This is a genomic window from Mesorhizobium sp. WSM4822 (genome assembly GCF_055811155.1).
This window is the reverse complement of the sequence record NZ_JBVVQM010000008.1, coordinates 52,734-74,969: the sequence shown is the minus strand read 5'-3', so window position 1 is coordinate 74,969 and position 22,236 is coordinate 52,734. Positions and strand designations below refer to the sequence as shown.

The 22,236-nt window shown below is 61.9% G+C and carries 28 protein-coding genes; 17 read left to right on the top strand and 11 right to left on the bottom strand.

What is annotated here, in order from left to right; genetic code table 11:
* Positions 1-153: 153 nt before the first annotated feature.
* From AC0L3E_RS19275 to bmt, 3 genes are all read left to right on the top strand, one after another.
* Complete coding sequence (locus tag AC0L3E_RS19275; protein WP_127267834.1) at positions 154-1,011, top strand: helix-turn-helix domain-containing protein; 858 nt, start codon at positions 154-156, stop codon at positions 1,009-1,011.
* 95 nt (positions 1,012-1,106) lie between these two features.
* Positions 1,107-1,709 (top strand): DUF1989 domain-containing protein, encoded by a 603-nt coding sequence (locus AC0L3E_RS19270; protein WP_473605374.1) that lies wholly within the window; start codon positions 1,107-1,109, stop codon positions 1,707-1,709.
* 103 nt (positions 1,710-1,812) lie between these two features.
* A complete protein-coding gene (bmt, locus tag AC0L3E_RS19265; RefSeq protein WP_189367520.1) occupies positions 1,813-2,835 on the top strand; it encodes a betaine--homocysteine S-methyltransferase in 1,023 nt (340 codons plus the stop codon).
* Positions 2,836-2,850: 15 nt separating this feature from the next.
* Here bmt and AC0L3E_RS19260 read toward each other — a convergent pair whose 3' ends face one another.
* From AC0L3E_RS19260 to AC0L3E_RS19250, 3 genes are all read right to left on the bottom strand, one after another.
* Positions 2,851-3,120, bottom strand: coding sequence for a hypothetical protein (locus tag AC0L3E_RS19260; RefSeq protein ID WP_023812294.1), 270 nt, complete (start codon positions 3,118-3,120; stop codon positions 2,851-2,853).
* Positions 3,121-3,333: 213 nt separating this feature from the next.
* Complete coding sequence (locus AC0L3E_RS19255; protein WP_473605373.1) at positions 3,334-5,448, bottom strand: vWA domain-containing protein; 2,115 nt, start codon at positions 5,446-5,448, stop codon at positions 3,334-3,336.
* A gap of 2 nt (positions 5,449-5,450) precedes the next feature.
* On the bottom strand, positions 5,451-6,011 hold the full coding sequence (locus AC0L3E_RS19250; protein ID WP_473605372.1) for an RNA polymerase sigma factor: 561 nt from the start codon (positions 6,009-6,011) through the stop codon (positions 5,451-5,453).
* A 155-nt stretch (positions 6,012-6,166) separates the two neighbouring features.
* Between AC0L3E_RS19250 and AC0L3E_RS19245 the strand changes: the two genes are divergently transcribed.
* From AC0L3E_RS19245 to AC0L3E_RS19220, 6 genes are read left to right on the top strand one after another with little or no spacing between them, the layout of a single operon-like run.
* Positions 6,167-6,490: an ArsR/SmtB family transcription factor gene (locus AC0L3E_RS19245; protein WP_127291759.1), complete on the top strand. Its 324-nt coding sequence runs from the start codon at positions 6,167-6,169 to the stop codon at positions 6,488-6,490.
* Positions 6,487-6,912: an SRPBCC family protein gene (locus AC0L3E_RS19240; protein WP_128309792.1), complete on the top strand. Its 426-nt coding sequence runs from the start codon at positions 6,487-6,489 to the stop codon at positions 6,910-6,912. The genes AC0L3E_RS19245 and AC0L3E_RS19240 overlap by 4 nt, the downstream gene beginning before the upstream one ends.
* Positions 6,913-6,966: 54 nt before the next feature.
* A complete protein-coding gene (locus AC0L3E_RS19235; protein WP_128309791.1) occupies positions 6,967-7,188 on the top strand; it encodes a hypothetical protein in 222 nt (73 codons plus the stop codon).
* Positions 7,189-7,199: 11 nt separating this feature from the next.
* On the top strand, positions 7,200-7,643 hold the full coding sequence (locus AC0L3E_RS19230; RefSeq protein WP_473605371.1) for a DUF1801 domain-containing protein: 444 nt from the start codon (positions 7,200-7,202) through the stop codon (positions 7,641-7,643).
* 29 nt (positions 7,644-7,672) lie between these two features.
* On the top strand, positions 7,673-8,065 hold the full coding sequence (locus AC0L3E_RS19225; protein WP_128309443.1) for a VOC family protein: 393 nt from the start codon (positions 7,673-7,675) through the stop codon (positions 8,063-8,065).
* Between the two features lie 41 nt (positions 8,066-8,106).
* Positions 8,107-8,511 (top strand): DUF1801 domain-containing protein, encoded by a 405-nt coding sequence (locus AC0L3E_RS19220; protein WP_128309440.1) that lies wholly within the window; start codon positions 8,107-8,109, stop codon positions 8,509-8,511.
* A gap of 29 nt (positions 8,512-8,540) precedes the next feature.
* On the opposite strand, the gene AC0L3E_RS19215 is transcribed toward AC0L3E_RS19220, so the two are convergent.
* Together AC0L3E_RS19215 and AC0L3E_RS19210 are read right to left on the bottom strand one after the other, a co-directional pair.
* The gene (locus AC0L3E_RS19215; RefSeq protein ID WP_128309439.1) at positions 8,541-9,719 is read right to left on the bottom strand and encodes a BaiN/RdsA family NAD(P)/FAD-dependent oxidoreductase; all 1,179 of its coding nucleotides are present in this window, start codon (positions 9,717-9,719) and stop codon (positions 8,541-8,543) included.
* 81 nt (positions 9,720-9,800) lie between these two features.
* On the bottom strand, positions 9,801-10,388 hold the full coding sequence (locus AC0L3E_RS19210) for a TetR/AcrR family transcriptional regulator (protein ID WP_128309438.1): 588 nt from the start codon (positions 10,386-10,388) through the stop codon (positions 9,801-9,803).
* Positions 10,389-10,528: 140 nt separating this feature from the next.
* Between AC0L3E_RS19210 and AC0L3E_RS19205 the strand changes: the two genes are divergently transcribed.
* Positions 10,529-11,086, top strand: coding sequence for a DUF308 domain-containing protein (locus AC0L3E_RS19205; protein WP_027038993.1), 558 nt, complete (start codon positions 10,529-10,531; stop codon positions 11,084-11,086).
* 140 nt (positions 11,087-11,226) lie between these two features.
* Here AC0L3E_RS19205 and AC0L3E_RS19200 read toward each other — a convergent pair whose 3' ends face one another.
* The 5 genes from AC0L3E_RS19200 to AC0L3E_RS19180 form a co-directional block, all read right to left on the bottom strand.
* Entirely contained in the window at positions 11,227-11,964 is a 738-nt protein-coding gene (locus AC0L3E_RS19200; RefSeq protein ID WP_473605370.1) for a dienelactone hydrolase family protein, read from the bottom strand.
* Positions 11,965-12,068: 104 nt separating this feature from the next.
* Complete coding sequence (locus tag AC0L3E_RS19195) at positions 12,069-13,367, bottom strand: CynX/NimT family MFS transporter (protein WP_128309437.1); 1,299 nt, start codon at positions 13,365-13,367, stop codon at positions 12,069-12,071.
* A complete protein-coding gene (locus tag AC0L3E_RS19190; protein WP_128309442.1) occupies positions 13,364-14,041 on the bottom strand; it encodes a FadR/GntR family transcriptional regulator in 678 nt (225 codons plus the stop codon). Before AC0L3E_RS19190 ends, AC0L3E_RS19195 begins: the two co-directional genes overlap by 4 nt.
* Positions 14,042-14,144: 103 nt before the next feature.
* Positions 14,145-14,840, bottom strand: coding sequence for a 4Fe-4S dicluster domain-containing protein (locus AC0L3E_RS19185; RefSeq protein ID WP_128309595.1), 696 nt, complete (start codon positions 14,838-14,840; stop codon positions 14,145-14,147).
* An 89-nt stretch (positions 14,841-14,929) separates the two neighbouring features.
* Positions 14,930-16,504, bottom strand: coding sequence for a trimethylamine methyltransferase family protein (locus tag AC0L3E_RS19180; protein WP_473605369.1), 1,575 nt, complete (start codon positions 16,502-16,504; stop codon positions 14,930-14,932).
* A gap of 274 nt (positions 16,505-16,778) precedes the next feature.
* Here AC0L3E_RS19180 and AC0L3E_RS19175 point away from each other — a divergent pair, with 274 nt between their 5' ends.
* Positions 16,779-17,477, top strand: coding sequence for a corrinoid protein (locus AC0L3E_RS19175; RefSeq protein ID WP_126069400.1), 699 nt, complete (start codon positions 16,779-16,781; stop codon positions 17,475-17,477).
* A gap of 83 nt (positions 17,478-17,560) precedes the next feature.
* Here AC0L3E_RS19175 and AC0L3E_RS19170 read toward each other — a convergent pair whose 3' ends face one another.
* Positions 17,561-17,701: an entericidin A/B family lipoprotein gene (locus tag AC0L3E_RS19170; protein WP_023812312.1), complete on the bottom strand. Its 141-nt coding sequence runs from the start codon at positions 17,699-17,701 to the stop codon at positions 17,561-17,563.
* A gap of 64 nt (positions 17,702-17,765) precedes the next feature.
* Between AC0L3E_RS19170 and AC0L3E_RS19165 the strand changes: the two genes are divergently transcribed.
* The 6 genes from AC0L3E_RS19165 to AC0L3E_RS19140 all read left to right on the top strand — a co-directional run bounded on the left by AC0L3E_RS19165 (position 17,766) and on the right by AC0L3E_RS19140 (position 22,176).
* A complete protein-coding gene (locus AC0L3E_RS19165; protein WP_128309597.1) occupies positions 17,766-18,395 on the top strand; it encodes a DUF1638 domain-containing protein in 630 nt (209 codons plus the stop codon).
* 115 nt (positions 18,396-18,510) lie between these two features.
* Positions 18,511-19,086, top strand: a complete 576-nt coding sequence (locus AC0L3E_RS19160; protein ID WP_128309598.1) for a DUF4893 domain-containing protein — start codon at positions 18,511-18,513, stop codon at positions 19,084-19,086.
* Between the two features lie 93 nt (positions 19,087-19,179).
* Positions 19,180-19,962, top strand: coding sequence for a formyl transferase (locus AC0L3E_RS19155; RefSeq protein ID WP_473605368.1), 783 nt, complete (start codon positions 19,180-19,182; stop codon positions 19,960-19,962).
* Positions 19,963-20,166: 204 nt separating this feature from the next.
* The gene (locus AC0L3E_RS19150; protein WP_127258521.1) at positions 20,167-20,469 is read left to right on the top strand and encodes a virulence factor; all 303 of its coding nucleotides are present in this window, start codon (positions 20,167-20,169) and stop codon (positions 20,467-20,469) included.
* On the top strand, positions 20,462-21,088 hold the full coding sequence (locus AC0L3E_RS19145; protein ID WP_128307509.1) for a methylenetetrahydrofolate reductase C-terminal domain-containing protein: 627 nt from the start codon (positions 20,462-20,464) through the stop codon (positions 21,086-21,088). Before AC0L3E_RS19150 ends, AC0L3E_RS19145 begins: the two co-directional genes overlap by 8 nt.
* Complete coding sequence (locus tag AC0L3E_RS19140) at positions 21,085-22,176, top strand: methylenetetrahydrofolate reductase (RefSeq protein ID WP_473605367.1); 1,092 nt, start codon at positions 21,085-21,087, stop codon at positions 22,174-22,176. The genes AC0L3E_RS19145 and AC0L3E_RS19140 overlap by 4 nt, the downstream gene beginning before the upstream one ends.
* Positions 22,177-22,236 lie beyond the last annotated feature (60 nt).

The window sequence follows — 22,236 nt, the reverse complement described above, 5'->3', positions numbered from 1 at the left end:
CTCAACGAGACAAAGTACACAAACTGTTGCGATTGCGCATTTTCGACCGCACATGTTACACATTGTAAACAGGCTTAGGGATTCATTTACGCCTGAGGTGCGCTCGGAAGCGATTCGGCGCAAATTTTTCCTCAATCGAGGTGGAGCACGCACATGGACAAGCGCGACCTGTCGACGATCTTCCGCGAGCGCCTGAAAACACTCTTGACACGCTCCGACCTCAACCAGTCGGCCTTCGCGACCGCGGTCGGCATCGACCGTTCGGCGCTGTCGCAGCTGCTGTCGGGCGCCTCGACGCGCCTGCCCCGAGCGGAAACGCTGCTCAACATCGCCGCCGAGTTCAAGGTGTCGCTCGATTGGCTTCTCGGCCTCAGCCAGGACGAGGGTCTCACCGGCGAAATCCGCGAGAGCCTGGAGATAGAAGAGGCACCGGACGGCTTCGACCGCACGCTGCTGGCCAAATGGCATGCCGAGGCGGCCGGCACCAAGATCCGCTACGTACCGGCCGGCATTCCCGACCTTCTGCGCACCGAAGCATTGGTCGACTACGAAGCCGGCATCACCAACAAGAGCCGCCTCGCCCAGGCCGGCGAAACGCAATACCGCATCGACTACAACAGGCGGCCGGAAACCGACATGGAAGTCTGCATGCCTCGCCATACGCTGGAGATTTTCGCCCGCGGCCTGGGTGTCTGGGATCGTTTCCCGGAAGCCGACCGCCGCGCCCAATTGCTGCACATGGCGACGCTGCTCGACGACCTCTACCCCACCTTCCGGCTGTTTCTCTATGACGGGCGGATTCGCTATTCCATCCCCTACACCATCTTCGGTCCCTATCGCGCCGCCATTTATGTCGGCGACATGTATCTGGTGCTCAACGCCACCCAGCCGATCCAGACGCTGATCCAGCATTTTGACAATCTGATCCGCGCCGCCGACATCAACGCGCACGAGGCGTCCGGCTTCGCGCACAGGCTGGCCGGCATGTCGTTCCCAACAGGCACTGTCTGATCTCTGGCAATCATGGTCTGATCTCTGGCAGCAATCATGGTCCTCTGGTGGAGCCTCGTCCCGGCCACGCCATTTCCATTTTTGAAGGACAGCTCATGCCCGATCCGCGCCGCATCGTCGTTCCACCCCAGTCGGGCCGCGCCATCCGCGTCTCACGAGGCGACCTCATCCGCATCATCGATCCCAAAGGACAGCAGGTTTCCGATCTCTGGGCTTTCAGCACCGACCCGACGGTCGACTGGCTGAGCACCTCGCAGACCCGTGACATCACCGAGCGGCTTTTTCCCGCAATCGGCGACAGTTTCTTCAGTGCCGCCGCCAAGCCGATGCTGACGCTGGTCGAAGATGGCTCGCCGGGTCCGCACGACATGCTTTACCCCGCTTGCGACAGCGCGCTTTATGAGCGCGCCGGATTTCCCAATCATCCGAACTGCCGGGACAATCTGATGCAGGCGCTGGCCACAGAGGGCATATCGCTGCCTTTCGCCCCCGATCCGGTCGATCTCTTTCAGAACTCCTTGCCGGAACCCGACGGTCGGCTGGTGGTTTCCGCGTCGATCAACCCGCCGGGCGGCTATGTGACGTTGCGCGCCGAACAGGACCTCCTGCTGGTGGTCACCGCTTGCTCGGTTGACTACTATCCAACCAATGGCGGGGTCTGCACCGAAATCCACGTCGAGGTCACCTCGACACGGTGAGGAAACGCCTCCGATCCGGTGTCGGCATCGCTCCAAAATCGTTGACTACACATAAAGACTTCTTTATATCCTTATTCGACTTCGAAACACGAAAGCCAATCCGATGACGACCACCAACCCGATCGATACGCTGCTGGCTGAAAAGGGCGTGCTGCTAGCCGATGGCGCCACCGGCACAAACCTGTTCGCCATGGGGCTGGAGGCGGGCGAGGCGCCAGAGCTGCTCAACGAGACGGCGCCCGACACCATCACCAGCCTGCATCAGAATTTCGTCGATGCCGGCGCCGACATCATCCTCACCAACTCGTTCGGCGGCACCCGTCACCGCTTGAAGCTGCACCACGCGCAGGATCGCGTGCACGCGTTGAACAAACGCGCCGCTGAGCTTGCGCGTGCGGTCGCCGGCAAGGCCGGCCGCAAGGTGATCGTCGCCGGTTCGGTCGGCCCGACCGGCGAATTGCTGGTGCCGCTGGGCGCCATGACCTATGACGAGGCGGTCGACGCCTTCGCCGAGCAGATCGAGGGCCTCAAGGAAGGCGGCGCCGAAGTCGCCTGGATCGAGACGATGTCGGCTCCAGACGAGATCCGGGCCGCCGCCGAGGCTGCTATCCGCGTCGGCCTGCCCTACACCTATACCGGTTCCTTCGACACTGCCGGCCGCACCATGATGGGCCTGCTGCCCAGGGATATCCACGGCGTCACCGACGGGCTGTCGCAGGCGCCGCTCGGCGTTGGCGCCAATTGCGGCGTTGGCGCGTCCGACATCCTGGCCTCGCTGCTCGACATGACCGAGGCAAAGCCGGAGGCGACGGTGATCGTCAAAGGTAATTGCGGCATTCCCGAATTCCGCGGCACCGAAATCCATTATTCCGGCACGCCAGAACTGATGGCCGATTATGTACGCCTCGCCGTCGATGGCGGCGCCAAGATTATCGGCGGCTGCTGCGGCACCTCGTTCCAGCACCTTGCCGCCATGCGCAAGGCGCTCGATGCGCACACCAAGGCGGATCGTCCGACGGTTGCCGCGATCGTCGAGCGCATCGGTCCGATGCGCAACAAGGTCGCGACGGAAAACACCGCCGAGACCAGCGAAGCCCGGCGCGAGCGCCGCCGCAGCCGGGCCTGACCTCATCGATTTCGGTTATTCGCTGTTGTCGGCGTAGCTCGACTGCGCCGACTTGAAGTCGACCACATTGTCGCCGCGCATCGTCATCAGCGCGCCTGAAGCGCTGGGGTCGGTGATCTGTTCCAGCATGATGCGGAAGCGGTCGTTGGTCAGCGCCGACAGGGCGGTGTGGCGCGCCTGTGCGACATCGTCACTGATACGCCTGGATTCCGATGATGGGGCCGATGAAACCGCCGAGGCGTCTGGCGCTGGGGGTATCGAGTTGGCGATAGTCCTGATCTGCAATTTCGGCTCCCTCAAGCCCAGTACACCCGTCCTGTGTAACAAGGAGGGGGTTGCGATCCCGTACCGGAAATGCGGCGCAATTTAACGACCCGGAAAACGCTCCGAAAAAAGGCCGGCAAGGGAAGGAATCCCTCGCCGGCCTGCCTCACCCGCCCGCGGTCGGTTTCCCCTGTCAGAACGATCCCATCTGAAAGAAACCGGCCGTCATCACCACTACCGATTACCACCCAGCGCCGAGGCAAGGCGCACAAGCGAGAGGAACTCGGACCTGTACCCAAACGGGTCGGCTCCTCGAGCGGCAGTGGCGATCTCCATGATCTTGTCGTAACCGAACTTCGCGGTCGCATCCTCGTCGCGCAGCTTCTGGCCGAAGGCGGCGACCGCGACGGAGAAGCGCTGGTCGGTGCTGGCCTGGTCGAAGGACGAGATCTCGTTGGCCGAGGTCACCGGCGTGGTGATCAGCTTCGAGACGTCTTCATTCGGCAGCTTGTAGCGGATCTTGACGAAGGCATATTCGTCCGCATTGGCGACGCCGCCATTGTCCACCGACGCCTGGCCATAACGCAGTTGGTCGATCTGCTCGCCACCACTGCCCTTGGGCGTGATCTCGTAGATCGCGGTGACCGAGTGGCCCGAACCGATATCGCCGGCATCGACGCGGTCATTGTTGAAATCCTCGCGGTTCAAGGCGCGGGTCTCGTAGCCGATCAGGCGATATTCCGAGACCTTGTTCGGGTTGAACTCGACCTGGATCTTGACGTCCTTTGCGATGGTGAACAACGTCGACGAGGCATCCTCGACCAGCACCTTTTCAGCCTCGGCCAGCGTATCGATATAGGCGGCGGTGCCGTTGCCGTTCTGGGCAATGGTTTGCATCATCTGGTCGTTCAGATTGCCGCGGCCGAAGCCGAACACCGACAGGAAAACGCCGGTCTTGCGCTCGCTTTCGATCAGCCGCTTGAGGTCGTCGTCATCGGTCTGGCCGACATTGAAGTCGCCGTCGGTAGCAAGCATCACGCGGTTGACGCCGTCCTTGACGAAGGATTTTTGCGCCAGCCTGTAGGCTTCCTTGATGCCCGCCTCGCCGGCCGTGCTGCCACCGGGCGTCAGATTGTCGATCGCGCTGAGGATCTTGTCCTTTTCGGACGCCTTGGTCGGCACCAGCACTGTGCCGGCGTCACCGGCATAGGTCACGATCGAGATAGTGTCGTCGGCCTTCAGCTTGCTGACCAGCAGGCGAAATGCCGATTTGAGCAGCGGCAGCTTGTCCGGCTCGTCCATCGAGCCCGAGACATCGATCAGGAAGACCAGATTGGCCTTCGGCTGCTCGATCGGCTTGACGTCAAAACCCTTGATGGCGACATGCATCAGCCTGGTCTGCGTGTTCCACGGCGTCGGCATGACGCTGACGGTCGAGTCGAACGGTGTCGAGGCCGACTCCGGACCCTTCCAGTCATAGGGGAAGTAGTTGATCATCTCCTCGACGCGAACAGTATCGGCCTGCGGCAGGGTGCCCTGCTTCAGCGAGCCGCGCACGAAGGAATAGGAGGCAGTGTCGACGTCGATCGAGAAGGTCGAGACCGGATCCTCGAGTGCCGCATGCACCGGGTTGGTCTTGAAATCCTCGATGCGGTCGCGGTTTTCCGGTTGCGGCTGCATCTGGTCGGCCGGCAAGATCGACGGCTGCTGCGGCGCCATCAGCTTGGATTCGGCCGGCATGCGGGCTCGCGAGGTGCTGGGTACACTTGCAGCGCCATCCAGCGCGAATTCACCTGTCGGTGCCGGTGGCGCAGGCTCGGCCAGCACACCGCGCTCCAGCGCATTTTGTTGTGCCGCGCCGCCAGCAACGGTCGATTCGGATTTCTGCGGCGAGGCCGGCGCCACAAGCGCATCGGTCGCGCCGCGGCTTTCCACATCCGCGTCTGCCTTCTTGTCCTTCTCCAACTCGCCGCGAGCCGGCTTCGGCTCGGCGGTCGTCGGCTTCACCGTCGCCGGCTTGTCGGCCAGCGTCTCGGTGATCTTCTCGTCGCCGCCGAATTTGGGCGGCTGTTCCCTCAGCAGATGGAAGGTGGCGTATCCGGCGATCGGCAGGGCGACGAGCCCGGCAAGGGCCGGCGTGGCAATGAGTTTCTTTTGCATGATCTCGCTCCAGAGCTTTTGTGCTCGCTCTGTGAGACGAAGCCCGCCAACCGATCCTTGGGTGACAGCAGAAATATTTTCCGGATCATAGGCGCGCAAGGCGGCCTCGAAGGCACGTGCCTTGGCATCCTTGGCGGGCGCCGGTGCTGCGATATCGCGCAGTCTGTTGAGTTCGTTGTCGTCGACCATAGTCACACTTCCCCGGCCGCGCGCATCAGCGTCTTCAGCCGTTTCTTCGCTTCATGGATGTGCCAGGAAACCGTCGTCTCCGAGATCGCCATCGCCTCGGCGGCGGCCGCGTGGCTCAATCCTTCGCCATAGACCAAAAGCACGGCGTCGCGCTGCTTGCCCGGCAGTTGCCGCACCGCGGTCCACAGCGCTTCGGCCGGATCTTCCGGTTCGACCGACGCCTCGCCTGAGATCAGTGCATGGACGCCATAGGCCTCGGTCTTCACGGTCTCGCGGGCGGACTTTCGCATCATGTCGCGCGCGGCGTTCAGGGTCACGGAATAGAGCCATGTGGTGAAAGCGCCGCCGCCGCGATAGTCGCGGATCGCCTTGGCGAGCCTGACGCAGACTTCCTGGGCGATGTCTTCGGCATCGGCCTTCCTGCCGCACCAGCGATAGGCAGCGCGATAGACGAAGTCATAGTGCCTTTCCAGCAATGTGCTGAAGGCCCCCCTGTCTCCGCCCTTCGCCCGCCCGATCAGTTCGGCGTCGGAGGCTTCGCTTTCATCCAGCATCATCGCCATCATTTGCCTGTTGGACGAAGGCTAATGGCTAATCCTTGGGGCAATGGAAAGATTTTTTTGGAAACCGCCGGATCGTGACCGCCGGCACCCCGCTTGACACATCCATATCTCGGCGGTTATACGTCAATCAATAGCCACCGGGTTATCGATCCAAAATGAACAACGCTCACGATGTCCTCTTCAGAACACTCTCCGATCCGACGCGTCGTGCGATCTTCGAGCGCCTGTGCCGGCAAGGCGAGCAGACGGTCGGCGCCCTGACGGCTCAGTCGGGGGTCTCCCAACCTGCGGTGTCGAAGCATCTCGGCGTGCTCAGGCAGGCCGGGCTGGTGCGCGACCGCCATCAAGGACGGCAGACCCATTATAGCGCCCAGCTGGCAGCACTTTCCCCGCTGACCGACTGGACGAACCAGATGAACACGTTCTGGCAGAGCCGGTTCGACGACCTCGAAAATTTGCTCAAAAGAATGGACCAATGACCAACATCGCGACCGAAACGCGCTCCGTCATCGTCGAACGTGAGATCCCCTATCCGCCGGAAAAAATCTGGCGCGCGCTGACCCAACCGCATCTGATCGAGGAATGGCTGATGAAGAACGACTTCAAGCCAGTCGTGGACCACCGTTTCAATCTGCGAAAGGAACCGCAGCCTGACGTGAGCATCGTTGTCGACTGTCAGGTAACAGCCGTCGAATTGAACAAGACACTATCCTACACGTGGCAGGCCTATGGCCTTGAGAGTGTCGTCACCTGGACTCTCATGCCGACCAGCACGGGCACCCGGTTGCGCATGGAACAATCCGGCTTCCGGCCGGATCAGGAGCAGGCGTATCGCGGCGCGACGAGCGGGTGGCGGCAGTACTTTGCAAATCTGAGTCAGGTCCTGGCGTGGATAGATTGAAACCCGCCGGTGCGGATCGGTGGTCCGCGTCGGATGTTTTGACAGGAGGAACTATTGGACTGGAACATGTGGGTTCGGCAAATTCATCGCTGGCTGTCGATCATCTTTACGCTGACCGTCATCGCTAACTTCGTCACCATGGCATTTGGGCAGCCTCCCGCTTGGGTGGTCTACTCACCGCTCTTCCCGCTCTTCCTGCTGCTGTTCAGCGGCCTGTACATGTTCGTGCTGCCCTATGCCACCAAGGGACGCGGCGCGCAGCGTGCGAGCGGATAGGAGTGGGCAGAATGGCCAAGACGCAGGGACAATCGACCAAGGCCAAGGCTGCGCCAGTGCTGCTCTCGGGCGGCAATCCGCAAATCGCCAAGGGCGACGGCGACGCCCCGGTGCAGGCCTACATCGCCGCAATGCCGGGCTGGAAGCGCGGTCTCGGCGAGCGCCTCGACGCGCTCATTGTGCGCAACGTGCCTGACATTCGCAAGGCCGTGCGATGGAACTCGCCCTTCTACGGCGTCGAGGGCCAGGGCTGGTTCGTGAGTTTCCATGTCTTCACCCACTATTTGAAAGTGACCTTCTTCAGCGGCACGTCGTTGCGGCCGATTCCGCCTGGCGGCACGGCCAAGAGCAAGGATGTGCGCTGGATCGACATCCGCGAAGACGGTCAGTTCGATGAGGCGAGGATGGTGGAATGGATCAAGCAGGCCGCGGCCCTGCCCGGCTGGATCCCGTAATGACCGACTATGACAGAGGAAAAAGAGCAATGAAGATCAAGCTGACCAGCGTGTATGTGGACAACCAGGAAAACGCACTGCGCTTCTACACCGACGTGCTGGGCTTCACCAAAAAGGCTGATTTCAGCAACGGGCCTTATCGCTGGCTGACCGTTGCCTCGGCTGAAGAGCCTGATGGAACCGAGCTGCAGCTCGCGCTCAACGACAACCCGGCCGCCAAGGCCTATCAGGAAGCCATCTTCAAGCAGGGCCAGCCTGCGGTCATGTTCTTCACCGACGACGTCAAGGGCGATTATGAGCGTATCAGGGCGAAGGGCGGCGCGTTTATCAAGCCGCCGACCGAGGTGACCGGCTCGACCATCGCCCAGCTGAACGACAGCTGCGGCAACCTCGTTCAGATCACCCAGCTAGCGCGCTGGTAACGGGCGGCGGTTGAAACGCGTCGAGGCACAGGAGATACCCGATGACCCCCTCGCAACAGATCGACCAGCTGATCGCCGGCCTCACCGATTGGCGCGGCGAGACGCTCGCCAGCATCCGCAAGACCATCCTTGCAGCCGACCCGGACATCGTCGAGGAGTGGAAGTGGATGGGCAGCCCGGTATGGTGCCTCGACGGCAACATCGTGGTCGGCAACGCCCACAAGGACAAGGTGAAGCTGACCTTTTCCCATGGCGCCAGCCTGCCGGACCCCGACAATCTGTTTAACAACGGTTTTGGCGGCAAGGTGTGGCGGGCTATCGATGTGTTCGAGGGCGACACGCTCAATGAGGGCGCTTTAAAAGAGCTCATCCGTGCGGCCATCGATTACAACCACGCCAAAAAGAAGAAAGCGCCGGCGGCTAGGCGGGCAAAGCCACAGAAATAAAGTCTATGAAGCTCGTCGGCGCGTTTGGCCTATGCCGCCTGCCCCGCCACCCAGCCCGACGACCATGCCCACTGGAAATTATAGCCGCCCAGCCAACCCGTGACATCGACGACTTCGCCGATGAAAAACAGGCCCGGCACAGATTTGGCCTGCATCGTCTTCTGGTCCAGCCCGTTGGTGTCGACCCCACCCAGTGTCACTTCGGCGGTGCGGTAGCCCTCCGAGCCGGCAGGCTTGATGCGCCAGTTATTGACTGCGGCAGCTATGGTTTTGATCTGGCCATCGGAAAGATCGGCAAGGTTACCGTCGATCCCGGTGCGCTCGGCGATTGACTGAGCCAGCCGCTTCGGCAGATGATTTGCCAGCACCGTCTGCACCGCCTGCCGTCCATTGCTTCGCTTGGCCACCCGAATGAGGTCAGCCACGTCAACTCCCGGCAGCATGGCGATGCGGATTTCATCGCCTTCGCGCCAATAGGACGAGATCTGCAGGATGGACGGCCCACTGACGCCGCGATGCGTGAACAGCATCGCTTCGGAGAAGCGCGTCTTGCCGCAGGCGACTTCCGCGTCGACGGCGTTGCCGGCCAGCGGCGCCAGCCGCTCGAGCGTGTTTGCGTCGAAAGTCAGCGGAACCAGCGCCGGCCGCGTTTCGACAACAGCAAGGCCGAACCGTTCGGCAAGCTCATAGCCGAAACCGGTCGCCCCCATCTTGGGGATCGACTTGCCGCCACAGGCCATGACCAGCGACTGGCAAGTAACCAAGCCTGTGGAGAGGGTGAGCGCAAACCCCTCCACGGTTTTGCGGACATCCTCAACGCTGGTCGAGAGCGCCAGCTCCACGCCCCTGCCCTGCATTTCCGAGACCAGCATGTCGATGATCTGGCGCGCCGAGCCGTCGCAAAACAGCTGCCCCAACGTCTTCTCGTGATAGGCAATGCGGTGGCGTTCGACGAGGGCGATGAAATCGCGCTGTGTGTAGCGACTGAGCGCCGAAATGCAGAAATGCGGATTGCCCGACAGAAAATTCTTCGGGCTGGCATGGATGTTGGTGAAATTGCACCGGCCGCCGCCGGAGATGCGGATCTTCTCGCCAGGCGCCGCCGCATGATCGAGGATCAGCACCGAACGGCCGCGCTTGGCCGTCTCCGCGGCGCACATCATTCCGGCGGCACCCGCGCCGATGATCACGACATCATAAGATTGCATCAGGCTACTCGTTCCCGCTCGACCGGCTCATTTGGGGCGCGCCACTTGCGCTGCCTGGTACCACTTTGGTCCGATGGTTTTCTAACAATCCCGTCCCAGCAGCCTGGTGATCTGGGGGGTGACGATTGTGGTGAACAACCCGGGATCGCTGAAAGCCCTTGCGGACAGCATTGCCCCATGAACCGATGCCATCAGCATCTGGGCCTCCTCCTCCGGCCGATTGTTCAAGCGGAACAAGTCCTGCTCCATTCCAGCCCGCAGCACCGACGTAAGCCATTCCGCGAGATTTTGGAAATGGGCACGAACGCGTGATGCGACCTCTTCCGGCAGCATCTGCATCTCGCCGGCGAGCATCGCGCAGACGCAGAAGGACGGCGAGGCATCGCGAATGCATGTCCGCCAATAGTTCAGATAGGACTGCAGTTGTTCAGCAGGGCTTGAGAGTTCTCCCCGGAGAGATTCCAAACCCGCTTCGGCCTGCCGCCTGTAACGATCCACCAGCACCGAAACCAGCTCGGCCTTCGTCGGAAAGTGATGGTGGATACTCGCCTTCCTGATGCCGATGGCAGCCGAGATATCGGCATAGCTGAACCCGTTGTAGCCTCCCGCGACGATAAGAGACTGCGCGACATCGAGAATCTTTTCTGAAGTCGAAGCCATTGATTTCATATCGCTGCCTACCTTCTGGTAGGCAAATAGTCAACGTTGTGCATCGTTCCCGATTCTCACAGGGACGTGTCCGGACATCGGGTTGACTCAAAGGCTTTGCCTACCTACTGATAGGTAGACAGCAATAAGGAAACCTGCCGATGCAAAACCAATCTTTCACCCAGTCCGGATGGCTACGATCCTATTATTTCGCACGCGCCATATTTTCTATCGCCTGGGTTGCTGCCGCCATCCTATTCAACGGGCAACCCGGTCCCACCGCGCTTCTGCTCGTCATCTACCCCGCATGGGACGCCCTCGCCAATCTGGTCGACGCCAGGGTAAATGGCGGCCTGAAGGCCAACTCGTCCCAGGCATTGAATGTCGTGGTCAGCCTGATAACGACGCTCGCCGTCATCGTGGCGGTCGCCAACAGCATGTATGCCGTTCTGGCCGTGTTTGGGGTTTGGGCGATCCTCTCAGGCCTGCTGCAACTGAACACGGGACTAAAGCGTTGGCGCTACCAAGGCGCACAATGGGCGATGATCCTGAGTGGTGCGCAGTCGGCCCTCGCTGGCGGCTTCATGATCAGCCGATCCCTCGGCACGGCTGCGCCGACGATTCTGGACATCGCCCCTTATGCCGGGTTCGGCGCGTTTTACTTTCTGCTTTCCGCAATTTGGCTTGTCGTCGCAGCCTCTCGCAAGGCAAACGCCTAGGCGCAGCCTGATCCGGCGGCGGCAAGGTGAACAACATCTGCCGCCGTCGAAAGGGCAAGCATCGCTCACCCTTTGCCGCATCGGCTGCCGTTCTGGTTCAAAGACGCGTAGCGTCCTGCTCAGGGGCGCGACCGCTGACCTTAGATCAGCGTCTCGGCGAACAACGTCGTCAGCCGCTTCCAATGGCGTTCGGCACCCGCGGCATTGAAAACGCTATGATCGGGCACGCACCAGCCATGCGCCATGCCGGCATAGTTCTCGATCACGTGGTCGACTTCCGCAACCCGAAGCGCCTCGGCCAGCCGCGCCGACTGTTCCGGCGGAAAACTCCTGTCGACACCGGATGTGCCGACATAGACGCGCGCCTTGATGGAGGCAGCCTTGCGATGCGGGCTGTCGGCGGCGTCGCTGGCGAGATTGCCGCCATGGACGCTGGCGGCCGCTTTTATCCGTTCGGGATAGGTTGCAGCCGCATTCAATGATCGACCGCCGCCCATGCAATAGCCGACGGTGCCGATCGGCCCGGTGATGCCCTCGGCAGCAAGCGCATCGAGGAACGCGCCGCTGTCGCTGATGGTCATGTCCTGCGTCGTGCCGGTGACCAGCGCCATCAGCGGGATTTTGGTCTTTTCCTCGGCGAAGGCGGTCTTGGCGTCGAAGGGCCCGTAAGGCGCATTGCGGTAGAACAGGTCCGGCACCAGCACCGCATAACCTTCATTCGCCAGCCGCTCGGCCATACTGTCGAGCGCCGGCCGCGGACCGAAGGCGTCCTGATAGAGAATGACGCCGGCCTTGGCAGGAGACGCGTTTGCCGAGCGGAAAAGCCCGGCATTGGCAACACCATCCCTGGTCTTGATCTGAAGGTCGTGTTTCGTCATCGCCCGCTCCGTTCGACTGATGCGCGATACATAGCCGCGCAAGCCTATACGGCAAGGCGTTCCCTGAACCCGGCAGTCAACATTTCGTGCAGGATTGCGTGACGCTATTGCTCGCCTTCTCGCACGGTCCGTGCACCCACATGCAGCGCGCGGCCGGCACCGAGCCCCATAATGGCTACGCCAAGACCGAGCACGACGAACAGGAACGCCGTTCCCGAAAAACTGCCGGTCCAGTCGCGGATCAGGCCCACCAGCAGCGGCCCGAAGGCCGCCAGCACATAGCCGACGCCTTGCGCCATGCCTGAAAGATGCGCGGCGACATGCGAATCCGGCGAACGCAGCACGATCAAGCTCATGGCAGCCGCGATCAGGCCACCCTGCCCGATGCCTTGCAGGATTGCCCAGAACAGCACCGTCGAGGTCGGAGCAAAGAGAATGCCGAGCAGCGCGATCACCGCGGTGGCAACGAGCGCCACATTGATGCCGCGCTGGTCCTTCAACCGCATCGCAAAGGACGGCACGGCGAGACAGGTGATGACCTGCGCCATCACCGACACCGAAACCAGGGCGCCGGCAGCGGCCGCATCGAAGCCACGCTCGCGCAGGATCGGCGCCAGCCAGCCGAAGATGCAATAGGCAAGTGCCGACTGGAGGCCCATGAACAGCGTCACCTGCCAGGCCAGGCGATCGCGCCAGAGACCGACGACGCGAAAGCCGCGATGATTGACCTGCCGACGGCTGCCCAGCGCTTGCGGAATCCAGATCAAAAGCACGACTAGTGTGGGCACCGCCCAGGCAGCAAGTGCCCCGGACCATGAACCGGTGACAAAATGTTCGATCGGCAGCGTGAAGCCGGCGGCGGCGGCCGAGCCGGCGCAGAGCGCCATGGTGTAGAGCCCGGTCATGACGGCGGCCCTGTCGGCGAAATCGCGCTTCACCAGGCCTGGCAGCAGCACATTGCCGATGGCAATGGCGGCGCCGGCCAGGAAGGTCGCGACAAAAAGCAGGGGAATCGTACCGAACCAGCGCAGGCCGGTTCCCAGCACCAGCAAGGCGAGCGCCCCGAGCAAGGTGCGCTCGGCTCCATAGCGCTGCGCAAGCCTTGGCGCGAAGGGCGCGAACAGGCCGAGGCACAGGACGGGCAGCGTCGTCAGCAGGCTGGCGCCCGTCGTCGACAGCCCGGTTGCCTGCATCACCTCGGGCAACAGCACCGACAGGCTCGAAAACAACGGCCGCAGACTGAAGGCGATCAGCACAAGGCTCGCGCCAAGCACGAGGCGCGCGGCACGGCTGCGCAGTTCAGGCGGCTGCGGTACGGGCAGGCTGTCGACTTCCGCGTCGATGAGTTCCAGACCCTTGATGACCTCGGCCTTCGGGTCAGGCTGACGAAAACTCTGGTTCATTGCGAAAGCAGTCTTTCAAGTTGGGCAAGCACCGGCGCCATAAAGGCGCGGACGGCGGCAACCGCGCGCTCGGGATCGCTCGCGGCAATGGCGTCGACGATTGCCGCATGCGCCTGGTGGTCCGGTTCGGGCAGATCGCCGTCGATGGTGGCATGGATGGTCTCGGTAATGGCGGCGGTGAAGAAGTCGTAGAGCTCCATCATCGCCCTGTTGCCGGACGCCGCGACGACGGATTTGTGGAAGGCGAGATCGCGGTGGATGAAGCCTTCGCTTCCGCCTTCGGCGACAGTGCCGCGCGCGGCAAGCAATTGCCGCATCCGATCGAGGTCGGCTGGCGTGTGGCGCAAGGCAGCGAGCCGTGCGGCCTCGAGGTCCAGCGCAGCCCGCGCCTCCCACTGATCGCGCAGGCCGCTGCGCTTGACCCGGTCGAGCGCGGCAGAAGTATCGACGGCAGAGCGCACATAGGTGCCCGAGCCCTGGCGCGTATCCAGCAATCCCTGCGAGACCAGCACCCGCACCGCCTCGCGCACTGTGCCGCGGCTGACCGACAGAAGGTCAGTCAGGGCTGCCTCATTGGGAATACGTTCGCCAACGCCCCAGCGGCCGCTGACGATCTCGGCACGCAGGCTGCTGGTGGCGCTGTCGGTGAGATTGGTTCTGGTGGCGGGTTGCATCGGCCTATTCATCAAGTCATCAGATGACTTGATGAATAGGCTTGCTTCTAACTGTCGTCAAGATGCTCATCGAAGCGAACGAGCACCACGCAATGGGAATGGATCAGTTGGTGGCTCGTGCGAAGCTCGCCATGTGGAAGGCCTGAACCTCCGGCGGATAGCGATACTTCGTGCCATAGGGGCACGCATTGCGATCAAGGCAGCCGCCGCTGCGGCACGGTCCGCCATTCGGCCCCCGCACATGCGCCAGGCAGGATTGATAGGCGAACCCTTGCGCGGAATAGGCGTCGGCCGGGCAGGATTTCAGGCAGGGTTTCTCGACGCAGCTATCGCAAAGGTGGATCGCCTCGCGAACCGCCGGTAGCGCGATCTCGTTATCGAACAGCAGCGCACCGCGATAGGCATGCCATAGCCCGTAGCGCGGATGCATGAGGATGCCGAGCGGCGACGGCTTCAGTCCCTCCGCCCGCATCGCCCATTGCTGGAACGGCAGATAGGGCTTGTCCGACGGAGAAATCGCCCGTGCGCCAAAATCCTGCGCCACAGCGCCGATAACCTCTCGCGACCAGTTGTCGAGAGGATTGGCGATTTGCCCCGGCTGGCTTTCGCGCCAACGACGGAAATGCGGCCAGGGTGCCGCGCCCGCCTGACCTACCAGCAGGACGGCCGCTGCCGGCGCACCCGATGATCCCGTTGGTGGCGCATCGCCTGGCGTAAAATTGAAGCCGCCACGAAGAACAAGGCCGTTGGCGTGAAGGGCCGCAGCAATGCCGTCAACGCTGCCGGCAAGCGCAATCATTCCTTCTTGACCGGATCGGAGAACGCGCTCCGCCAGACTTCCTTGTGGATGATGTTGGCGACTTTAGCCCCGCCTGATTCGGGCTCCTTTCAAGTGAAGGCGTCGGGCATCGACCCCTTCTTCTTGGCGATGAAGTCCTTCAACGCTTCGTCGATGCTCGCATCGAGATGCGGTGCCTCGTAGCTTTCCAGCCAGCGGCGGGCAAGTTCGTTGGCGCGCTGCGGCGCGGTCTTCTCGCCTTCGGCCAGCCACTGCTCGTAGGAATTGTTGTCGGCGATGTTGGAACGGTAGAAGGCGGTCTGGAAATTGGCCTGGGTGTGGTCGCAGCCGAGATAGTGGCTGCCTGGGCCGACCTGGCGGATGGCGTCCATCGCCTGGCCGTTTTCCGACAGGTCGACGCCCTCTGAGAATTTCTGCGTCATGCCGAGTTGATCGATGTCCATCATGAATTTCTCGTAGCAGGACGCCAGCCCGCCCTCGAGCCAGCCGGCCGAATGCAGCACGAAATTAGTGCCGGCCAGGATGGTCGAGTTCAGCGTGTTGGCGCTTTCATAGGCGGCCTGCGCATCCGGAACCTTGGACGCGCAGAGCGAACCGCCGGTACGGAACGGCAGGCCGAGACGGCGCGCCAGCTGTGCGGCGCCATAAGACACCAGCGACGGCTCCGGCGTGCCGAAGGTCGGCGCGCCCGACTGCATCGAGATCGACGAGGCGAAGGTTCCGAACAGAACTGGCGCGCCCGGACGGATCAGCTGCGTGAACGAGGCGCCGGCCAGCACTTCGGCCAGAACCTGCGTCAGCGTGCCGGCCACCGTCACCGGGCTCATCGCGCCGGCAAGGATGAACGGCGTGACGATGCAGGCCTGGTTGTGGCGCGCATAGACTTTCAGCGCGCCGAGCATGGTCTCGTCGAACACCATCGGCGAATTGGCGTTGATCAGGCTGGTCAGCACCGTGTTGTTCTCGACGAAATCGTCGCCGAACACGATTTTGGCCATGGCGACGGTGTCTTCGGCGCGTTCCGGCGCGGTCACAGAACCCATGAACGGCTTGTCGGAATATTTGATGTGGCTGTAGATCATGTCGAGATGGCGCTTGTTGACCGGCACGTCGACCGGCTCGCACACCGTGCCGCCCGAATGGTGGATCGACGGCGCCATATAGGCGAGCTTCACGAAATTCTGGAAATCCTCGATCGTCGCGTAACGCCTGACGCCATCGAGATCACGCACGAAGGGCGGACCGTAGACCGGCGCAAAGACGGTGGCATTGCCGCCGATCTGCACCGAGCGCTCGGAATTGCGGGCGTGCTGGGTGTAGACGGACGGCGCGGTCTTGAGCAGCGAACGGCACAGCCCCTTCGGAAAGTGCACGCGCTCACCCTTGACGTCGGCGCCGGCCTCTTTCCACAGTTGCAACGCCTCCGCGTCGTCGCGGAAGATGATGCCGATCTCCTCGAGCACCGTATCGGTGTTCTTCTCGATCAGCGCCAGGCCTTCCTCGTCCAGCACCTCATAAACGTTGATCTTGCGCTTGATGTAGGTGAGCTGCGTGCCCGGGCCACCGCCTGAACGTGCTGCCCGCCGGGCTGCAGCCCCGCCGCTGGCGCCGCGCCCACGTCGCGCGTTGGACGCTTCCTGATCGACTGCCGCGTGTTCGCTCATGGTGGCTCTTCCCTGAATCTGTTCTTGTCTGGAATCCATAGCAGCTGCCTCTCGCCGCTTCTTGCCAGATCGTAGCCATGCACCCTATTCGAAACGGCCCGCCAGCGCCAACGCCTGTCGCAAAATCGACAAGAATTCCAAGAGAGTTACGGTCGCTTTCCTTTTGCGGGAAGTCGCAAATCAGCTATGGATACATGCCCTCAGCGGGTTAGTTATGAACGCGAAGATGTGTGCCTTGCGACATGGTCGCGATGCCGGCAGGAGCTCGATACAAATGTCCGACGACGAGATCATCCTTTCCGAACTTTCCGATGACGAGTTGGTGCAGCAGATGCACGACGATCTCTATGACGGGCTGAAGGAAGAGATCGAGGAAGGCACCAACATCCTGCTCGAGCGCGGCTGGGTGCCCTATAAAGTGCTGACGGAAGCGCTGGTCGAAGGCATGCGCATCGTCGGCGAGGATTTTCGCGACGGCATCCTGTTCGTTCCCGAAGTGCTGCTTTCGGCCAACGCGATGAAGGCCGGCATGTTCATCCTGCGCCCGCTGCTCGCCGCCACCGGCGCGCCCAAGCAGGGCAAGATGGTCATCGGCACCGTCAAGGGCGACATCCACGACATCGGCAAGAACCTCGTCGGCATGATGATGGAAGGTGCTGGCTTCGACGTCATCGATCTCGGCATCAACAATGCGGTCGAGAAATACCTCGATGCGATCGAACAGCACCAGCCGGATATCATCGGCATGTCGGCACTGCTGACCACGACCATGCCTTACATGAAGGTCGTCATCGATACGATGAAGGAAAAGGGCATCCGCGACGATTATGTCGTGCTGGTCGGCGGCGCGCCGCTGAACGAGGAATTCGGCAAGGCCGTCGGCGCCGATGCCTATTGCCGCGACGCGGCGGTGGCGGTCGAGACCGCCAAGGACTACATGAAGCGCAAGCACAATGTGCGCGCTTCGGCCTGAGTGGCCAATTCAGAATGGACAATAGGAAGCCGCGCCTTGCAGCGCGGCTTTTTTGTTCCCAGATGAAGAAGTACGGGCGCGGATCAGGGATTGTTGACGGTGTCCTCGACCGCATTGGCGGTTGATTTGACGTCCTTGCCGACGCCGCGGACGGTGTTCGCACAAGCCGTGAGGGCCAGGGCGCAGGTCAAGATGGCTATTGGCGTGATGCGTAGCAGTTTCATGGACGGTGTCTCCCTCAATAGATAAATTAGCGCTACAGCAACGAAGGCCGGCTCGACGGGTTCCATGGCCAAGACGCAAAAAACGAAACCGAATCAAGACGACAGGCTGCTCGTTATCGCCTGTGGGATGATTGCGCGCGAAATTCTGGCCGTCAAGGAACAGCTCGGACTGGATCACCTCGACCTGACCTGCCTGCCGGCGGAATTCCATTTCTATCCGGACCGCATCGCTCCGGCCATGGACAAGGCAATCGAAAAGGCCAAGGCGGAAGGTTATACCAACATCTTCGTCGGCTATGCCGATTGCGGCACCGGCGGCCTGCTCGACCGTATCTGCGAAAAGCATGGCGTCGAGCGCATGGCCGGCCCGCATTGCTTTGCCTTCTATCAAGGCATGGAAGCCTACGCGAAAATCGCCGACGACGACATGATGTCGTTCTATATGACCGACTTCCTCTGCCGGCAGTTCGACGCTTTCTTCATGAAACCGCTGGGCCTCGACAAGCACCCGGAGTTGATCAAGGACTATTTCGGCAACTACGAGAAGCTGATCTATCTGGCCCAGACCAACGATCCGGAACTCGACAAGGTCGCCGAAAAGGCCGCCAAAATGCTTGGTCTCGTCTATGAACGCCGCGCAACCGGCTATGGCGACCTGACGGCCGGAATGGCGCAGGCGGCTGCACACGCCTGAAGCAATTCTTGACCCCGCTATGCTCTAACCCTGGGTGACAGGCCACCGAGAACGGGTAAGTTGTGCGCCACAAGGCAACAGGCCCTCCAGGCCATTCGAACGTGGAAACGCACCGATGACCCCTCGCCTCTTGATAGCCGCACTCGGTCTCCTCTGTTTCGCCATGCCCGCTCATGCCGATGGCGAGATACAGAAACTCATCACCCCGGCCGACAAGAAGCGGCTCGACAATTATGGCGAGACGCGCAAGGCGGCGCTTGCCGAGGTGAAAGCTGGAGATGCGGCCGAGGTCAAGCAACTCGACGCCTTGCTGGCAAGACCGCTGGTGGCCTTTTCCGACAAGGACCTGACCGGCAGTTGGCGGTGCCGCACCATCAAGGCCGGCGGGTCTTTGCCGCTCGTCATCTATGGCTGGTTCAAGTGCACGGTGACCGACGACGGTTCCGGCTGGCGGCTGGAAAAGATCAGCGGCTCGCAGCGCACCAAGGGCCGCTTCTTCGACGACGGCGAGAAACGCGCGATCTATCTCGGCTCCTTCTATGTCAACGATGATCCGGCAAAGCCCTATGGCAGCGGCCCGCAAACCGACCAGGTCGGCTATGCTTTCCGCAACAGCGCTAAGGAATGGCGCATCGAATTTCCGGCGCCCTACTACGAATCGAAGCTCGATATCATCGAATTCAAGCGCTGACGGTGTATCGAAGGCTGATCACCAAGGATTAACCCGGACGCCCTAGCATCCCGACCATTATCAAGAACGGGTTGCTTGGAGGGGGCAAGATCCATGGCAGCATCAGAATCCAGTACGCGTCCGATCGTGGTCGTCACCGGCGGCGGCCAGCATGTCTGGGCTATGATCAATGCAATCGCCGATCGCGTTGGTCCTGTCAGCGTCGTCCTCGAAACCCCTGAATCCAAAAAGCAATTGCTGCGGGGCCGGGCTCGCCGCCAGGGCTGGATCTCCGCCATGGGCCAGCTTGGCACGATGGTGCTGAGCAGGTTGGGCAAGCGATTCCTGGCCGGCCACAGCGCGCGCTTGATTGCCGAGGAGAAGCTGGAGGTTGAGCCGCGACCAGGCCAGGAGATCATACAAGTAGCCTCCGCCAATGGGCTTGAGTGCCTGCAGGCGATCCAGAAGATCCGGCCAGGCGTTATACTGCTCAACGGTTGCCGACTAATCTCGGCTGAGATGCTGAGCAAAATGCCCTGCCCGGTTCTCAACTACCATGCGGGCATCACGCCGAAATATCGCGGCATGAATGGCGGCTATTGGGCTCTGGTATCAGGCGATGCGCAGAATTTCGGCACGACTGTCCACCTCGTCGACGCTGGCGTCGACACTGGTGGCGTGCTGAAGCAGGCGCGCGGCAGATCGAAAAAAGGCGACACCATCTCAAGTCACGCACTACGCCAGACGGCGTTCTCGCGCGACATCTGCGTCGAGGCGGTCAGCGATGCTCTGGCTGGAAAACTCACGACGATCGATCCCGGCCTGCCTTCGAAACTGTGGTATCATCCGACGATCTGGTTCTACGTCTGGACGGGCCTCAGAACCGGCATCTGGTAGCGCGTTTTTCGTCCCGGACGGCATGCTGCGCGCCGGCGTTTCCGACGCGTGGAACCGGGCGCCGGCATACGCCGCAAACGAATAAACCCACCTTTCATTTTACGACATCGAAATGCGTCGCTTTTGAATGCGCGCGCGTCGTCCCATAACAAGCGGCCCCACTGCGCTTGCGGCAATGCTCGATAGTTCGAGGAGTGAGAATTCATGGCCGATCTGATCGTCGTCTACTGGCGCGATATCCCCGCCCAGATCATCGTCAAGAAAGGCCGGCAGAACGCCAAGCGCGAACTGCCGCTGCGCTTCACCGAGGCGATCGACATGTGCGCCATGCGCACCGGCGCCGGCGGCACAGACGACTATCTGGCCGAATGGCGCAAAGCCGATCCCATTCCGGTCGGCGACGACCTCGAAGCCGAGGTCGAGAAGGCTTTTCAGGACATCGACACGAAATACGACCGAGAGCGGCTGGTCGCTCTGGTCAAGGCGGGCGGCAAAGAAAATGTCTGACACCATTCCTGCCAAGGAGGGGCCGGCTGTTACCCAGGCAACTCTGGTCAAGAAGGCGGCGCCGAAATCCGACTACAAACCGGCCGACGTGTCGCCGCAGCGGCGCGTACAGCGTTCCTTCGCAGTCAGATTATGGTCTGTGCGGCACTCGCGATTACTCGAATGGTTCTACGCCAAATTCGCCGACATGTTCCTGCTCCTCCATCCCCTGTGGAAGGGCATAGGCTACGGCCGCGTCGAAGGGCCGATCAAATTCGTCGAGAAGCGCGTCAAGGGTTTCATGTTCGACTGCCGCATGTGCGGCCAGTGCATCTTGTCCTCGACCGGCATGTCGTGCCCGATGAACTGCCCCAAGCAGCTGCGCAACGGCCCCTGCGGCGGCGTGCGCGCCAACGGCAATTGCGAGGTCGAGCCTGACATGCCTTGCGTCTGGGTCAAGGCCTGGGAAGGCTCGCAGAACATGGTGCACAGCGACAGGATCCTGACCGTGCAGAAGCCGGTCGACCAGTCGCTGCGCGAAACCTCGGCCTGGCTGCGGGTGACCGCGCAGGCGGCCACCGCGCGCGAAGCCGCCGCTGCCGCCAAGAATGGGGCGGCAAACACCGGGGCGTCGGCATGATCGGACGTCAGCGCGACGAGAACCCCGCCGGCATCGATCTGCCGCTCGAACCCCTGCCCGGCCACACCTCGCGCGGCCGGCTGGAGCGCGTGCTTCGGCGCGGCGAGTTCGCGGTGACGACGGAGCTCAACCCACCCGACAGCGCCGATCCCGAGGACGTCTACAACCGCGCGAAGATTTTCGACGGCTGGGTCGACGCCATCAACGCCGTCGACGCTTCGGGCGCCAATTGCCACATGTCCTCGGTCGGGATCTGTGCGCTTTTGACCCGCATGGGCTATGCGCCGATCATGCAGATCGCCTGCCGCGACAAGAACCGCATCGCCATCCAGGGCGACGTGCTGGGTGGTGCCGCGATGGGCGTCGCCAACATGCTGTGCCTCACCGGCGACGGCGTGCAGGCCGGCGACCAGCCCGGGGCCAAGCCGGTGTTCGACCTCGACTGCATGTCGCTCCTGGAAACCTGCCGCATCATGCGCGACAATGGCAAGTTCCTGTCCGGCCGCAAGCTGACGACGCCGCCGCAGCTTTTCCTCGGAGCTGCGATCAATCCGTTCGCGCCGCCGATCGACTTCCGTCCGCACCGGCTGGGCAAGAAGATCGCCTCCGGCGCGCAATTCGTACAGAGCCAGTATTGCTTCGACGTGCCGATGTTCCGCACCTACATGCAGAAGGTGCGCGACCTCGGCTACACCGAAAAATGCTTCATCCTGGTTGGCGTCGGCCCGCTCGCCTCGGCCAAGACGGCCAAGTGGATCCGCTCCAACGTGCCGGGCATCCATATTCCCGATTCTGTCATCAAGCGGCTGGAAGGCGCCCAGGACCAGAAAAAGGAAGGCAAGCAGCTCTGCATCGACATCATCAACGAGGTGAAGGAAATATCAGGCGTTTCCGGCGTCCATGTGATGGCCTACCGGCAGGAGGAATATGTCGCCGAGATCGTCGATGAATCGGGCGTGCTGAAGGGCCGCCAGCCATGGAAACGTGAGATCCGCCGCGACGATCAGCTTGTCGCCGACCGGCTCGACAGCATCTTGCACGACGACATTACCGAAACGCAGGTGGACATGGTGAAGACCGCGCATTGACAGCGCGGACGGCCACCCATTCGCTTGAACGAAACCAGACAACGATATAAAGAAATCTTT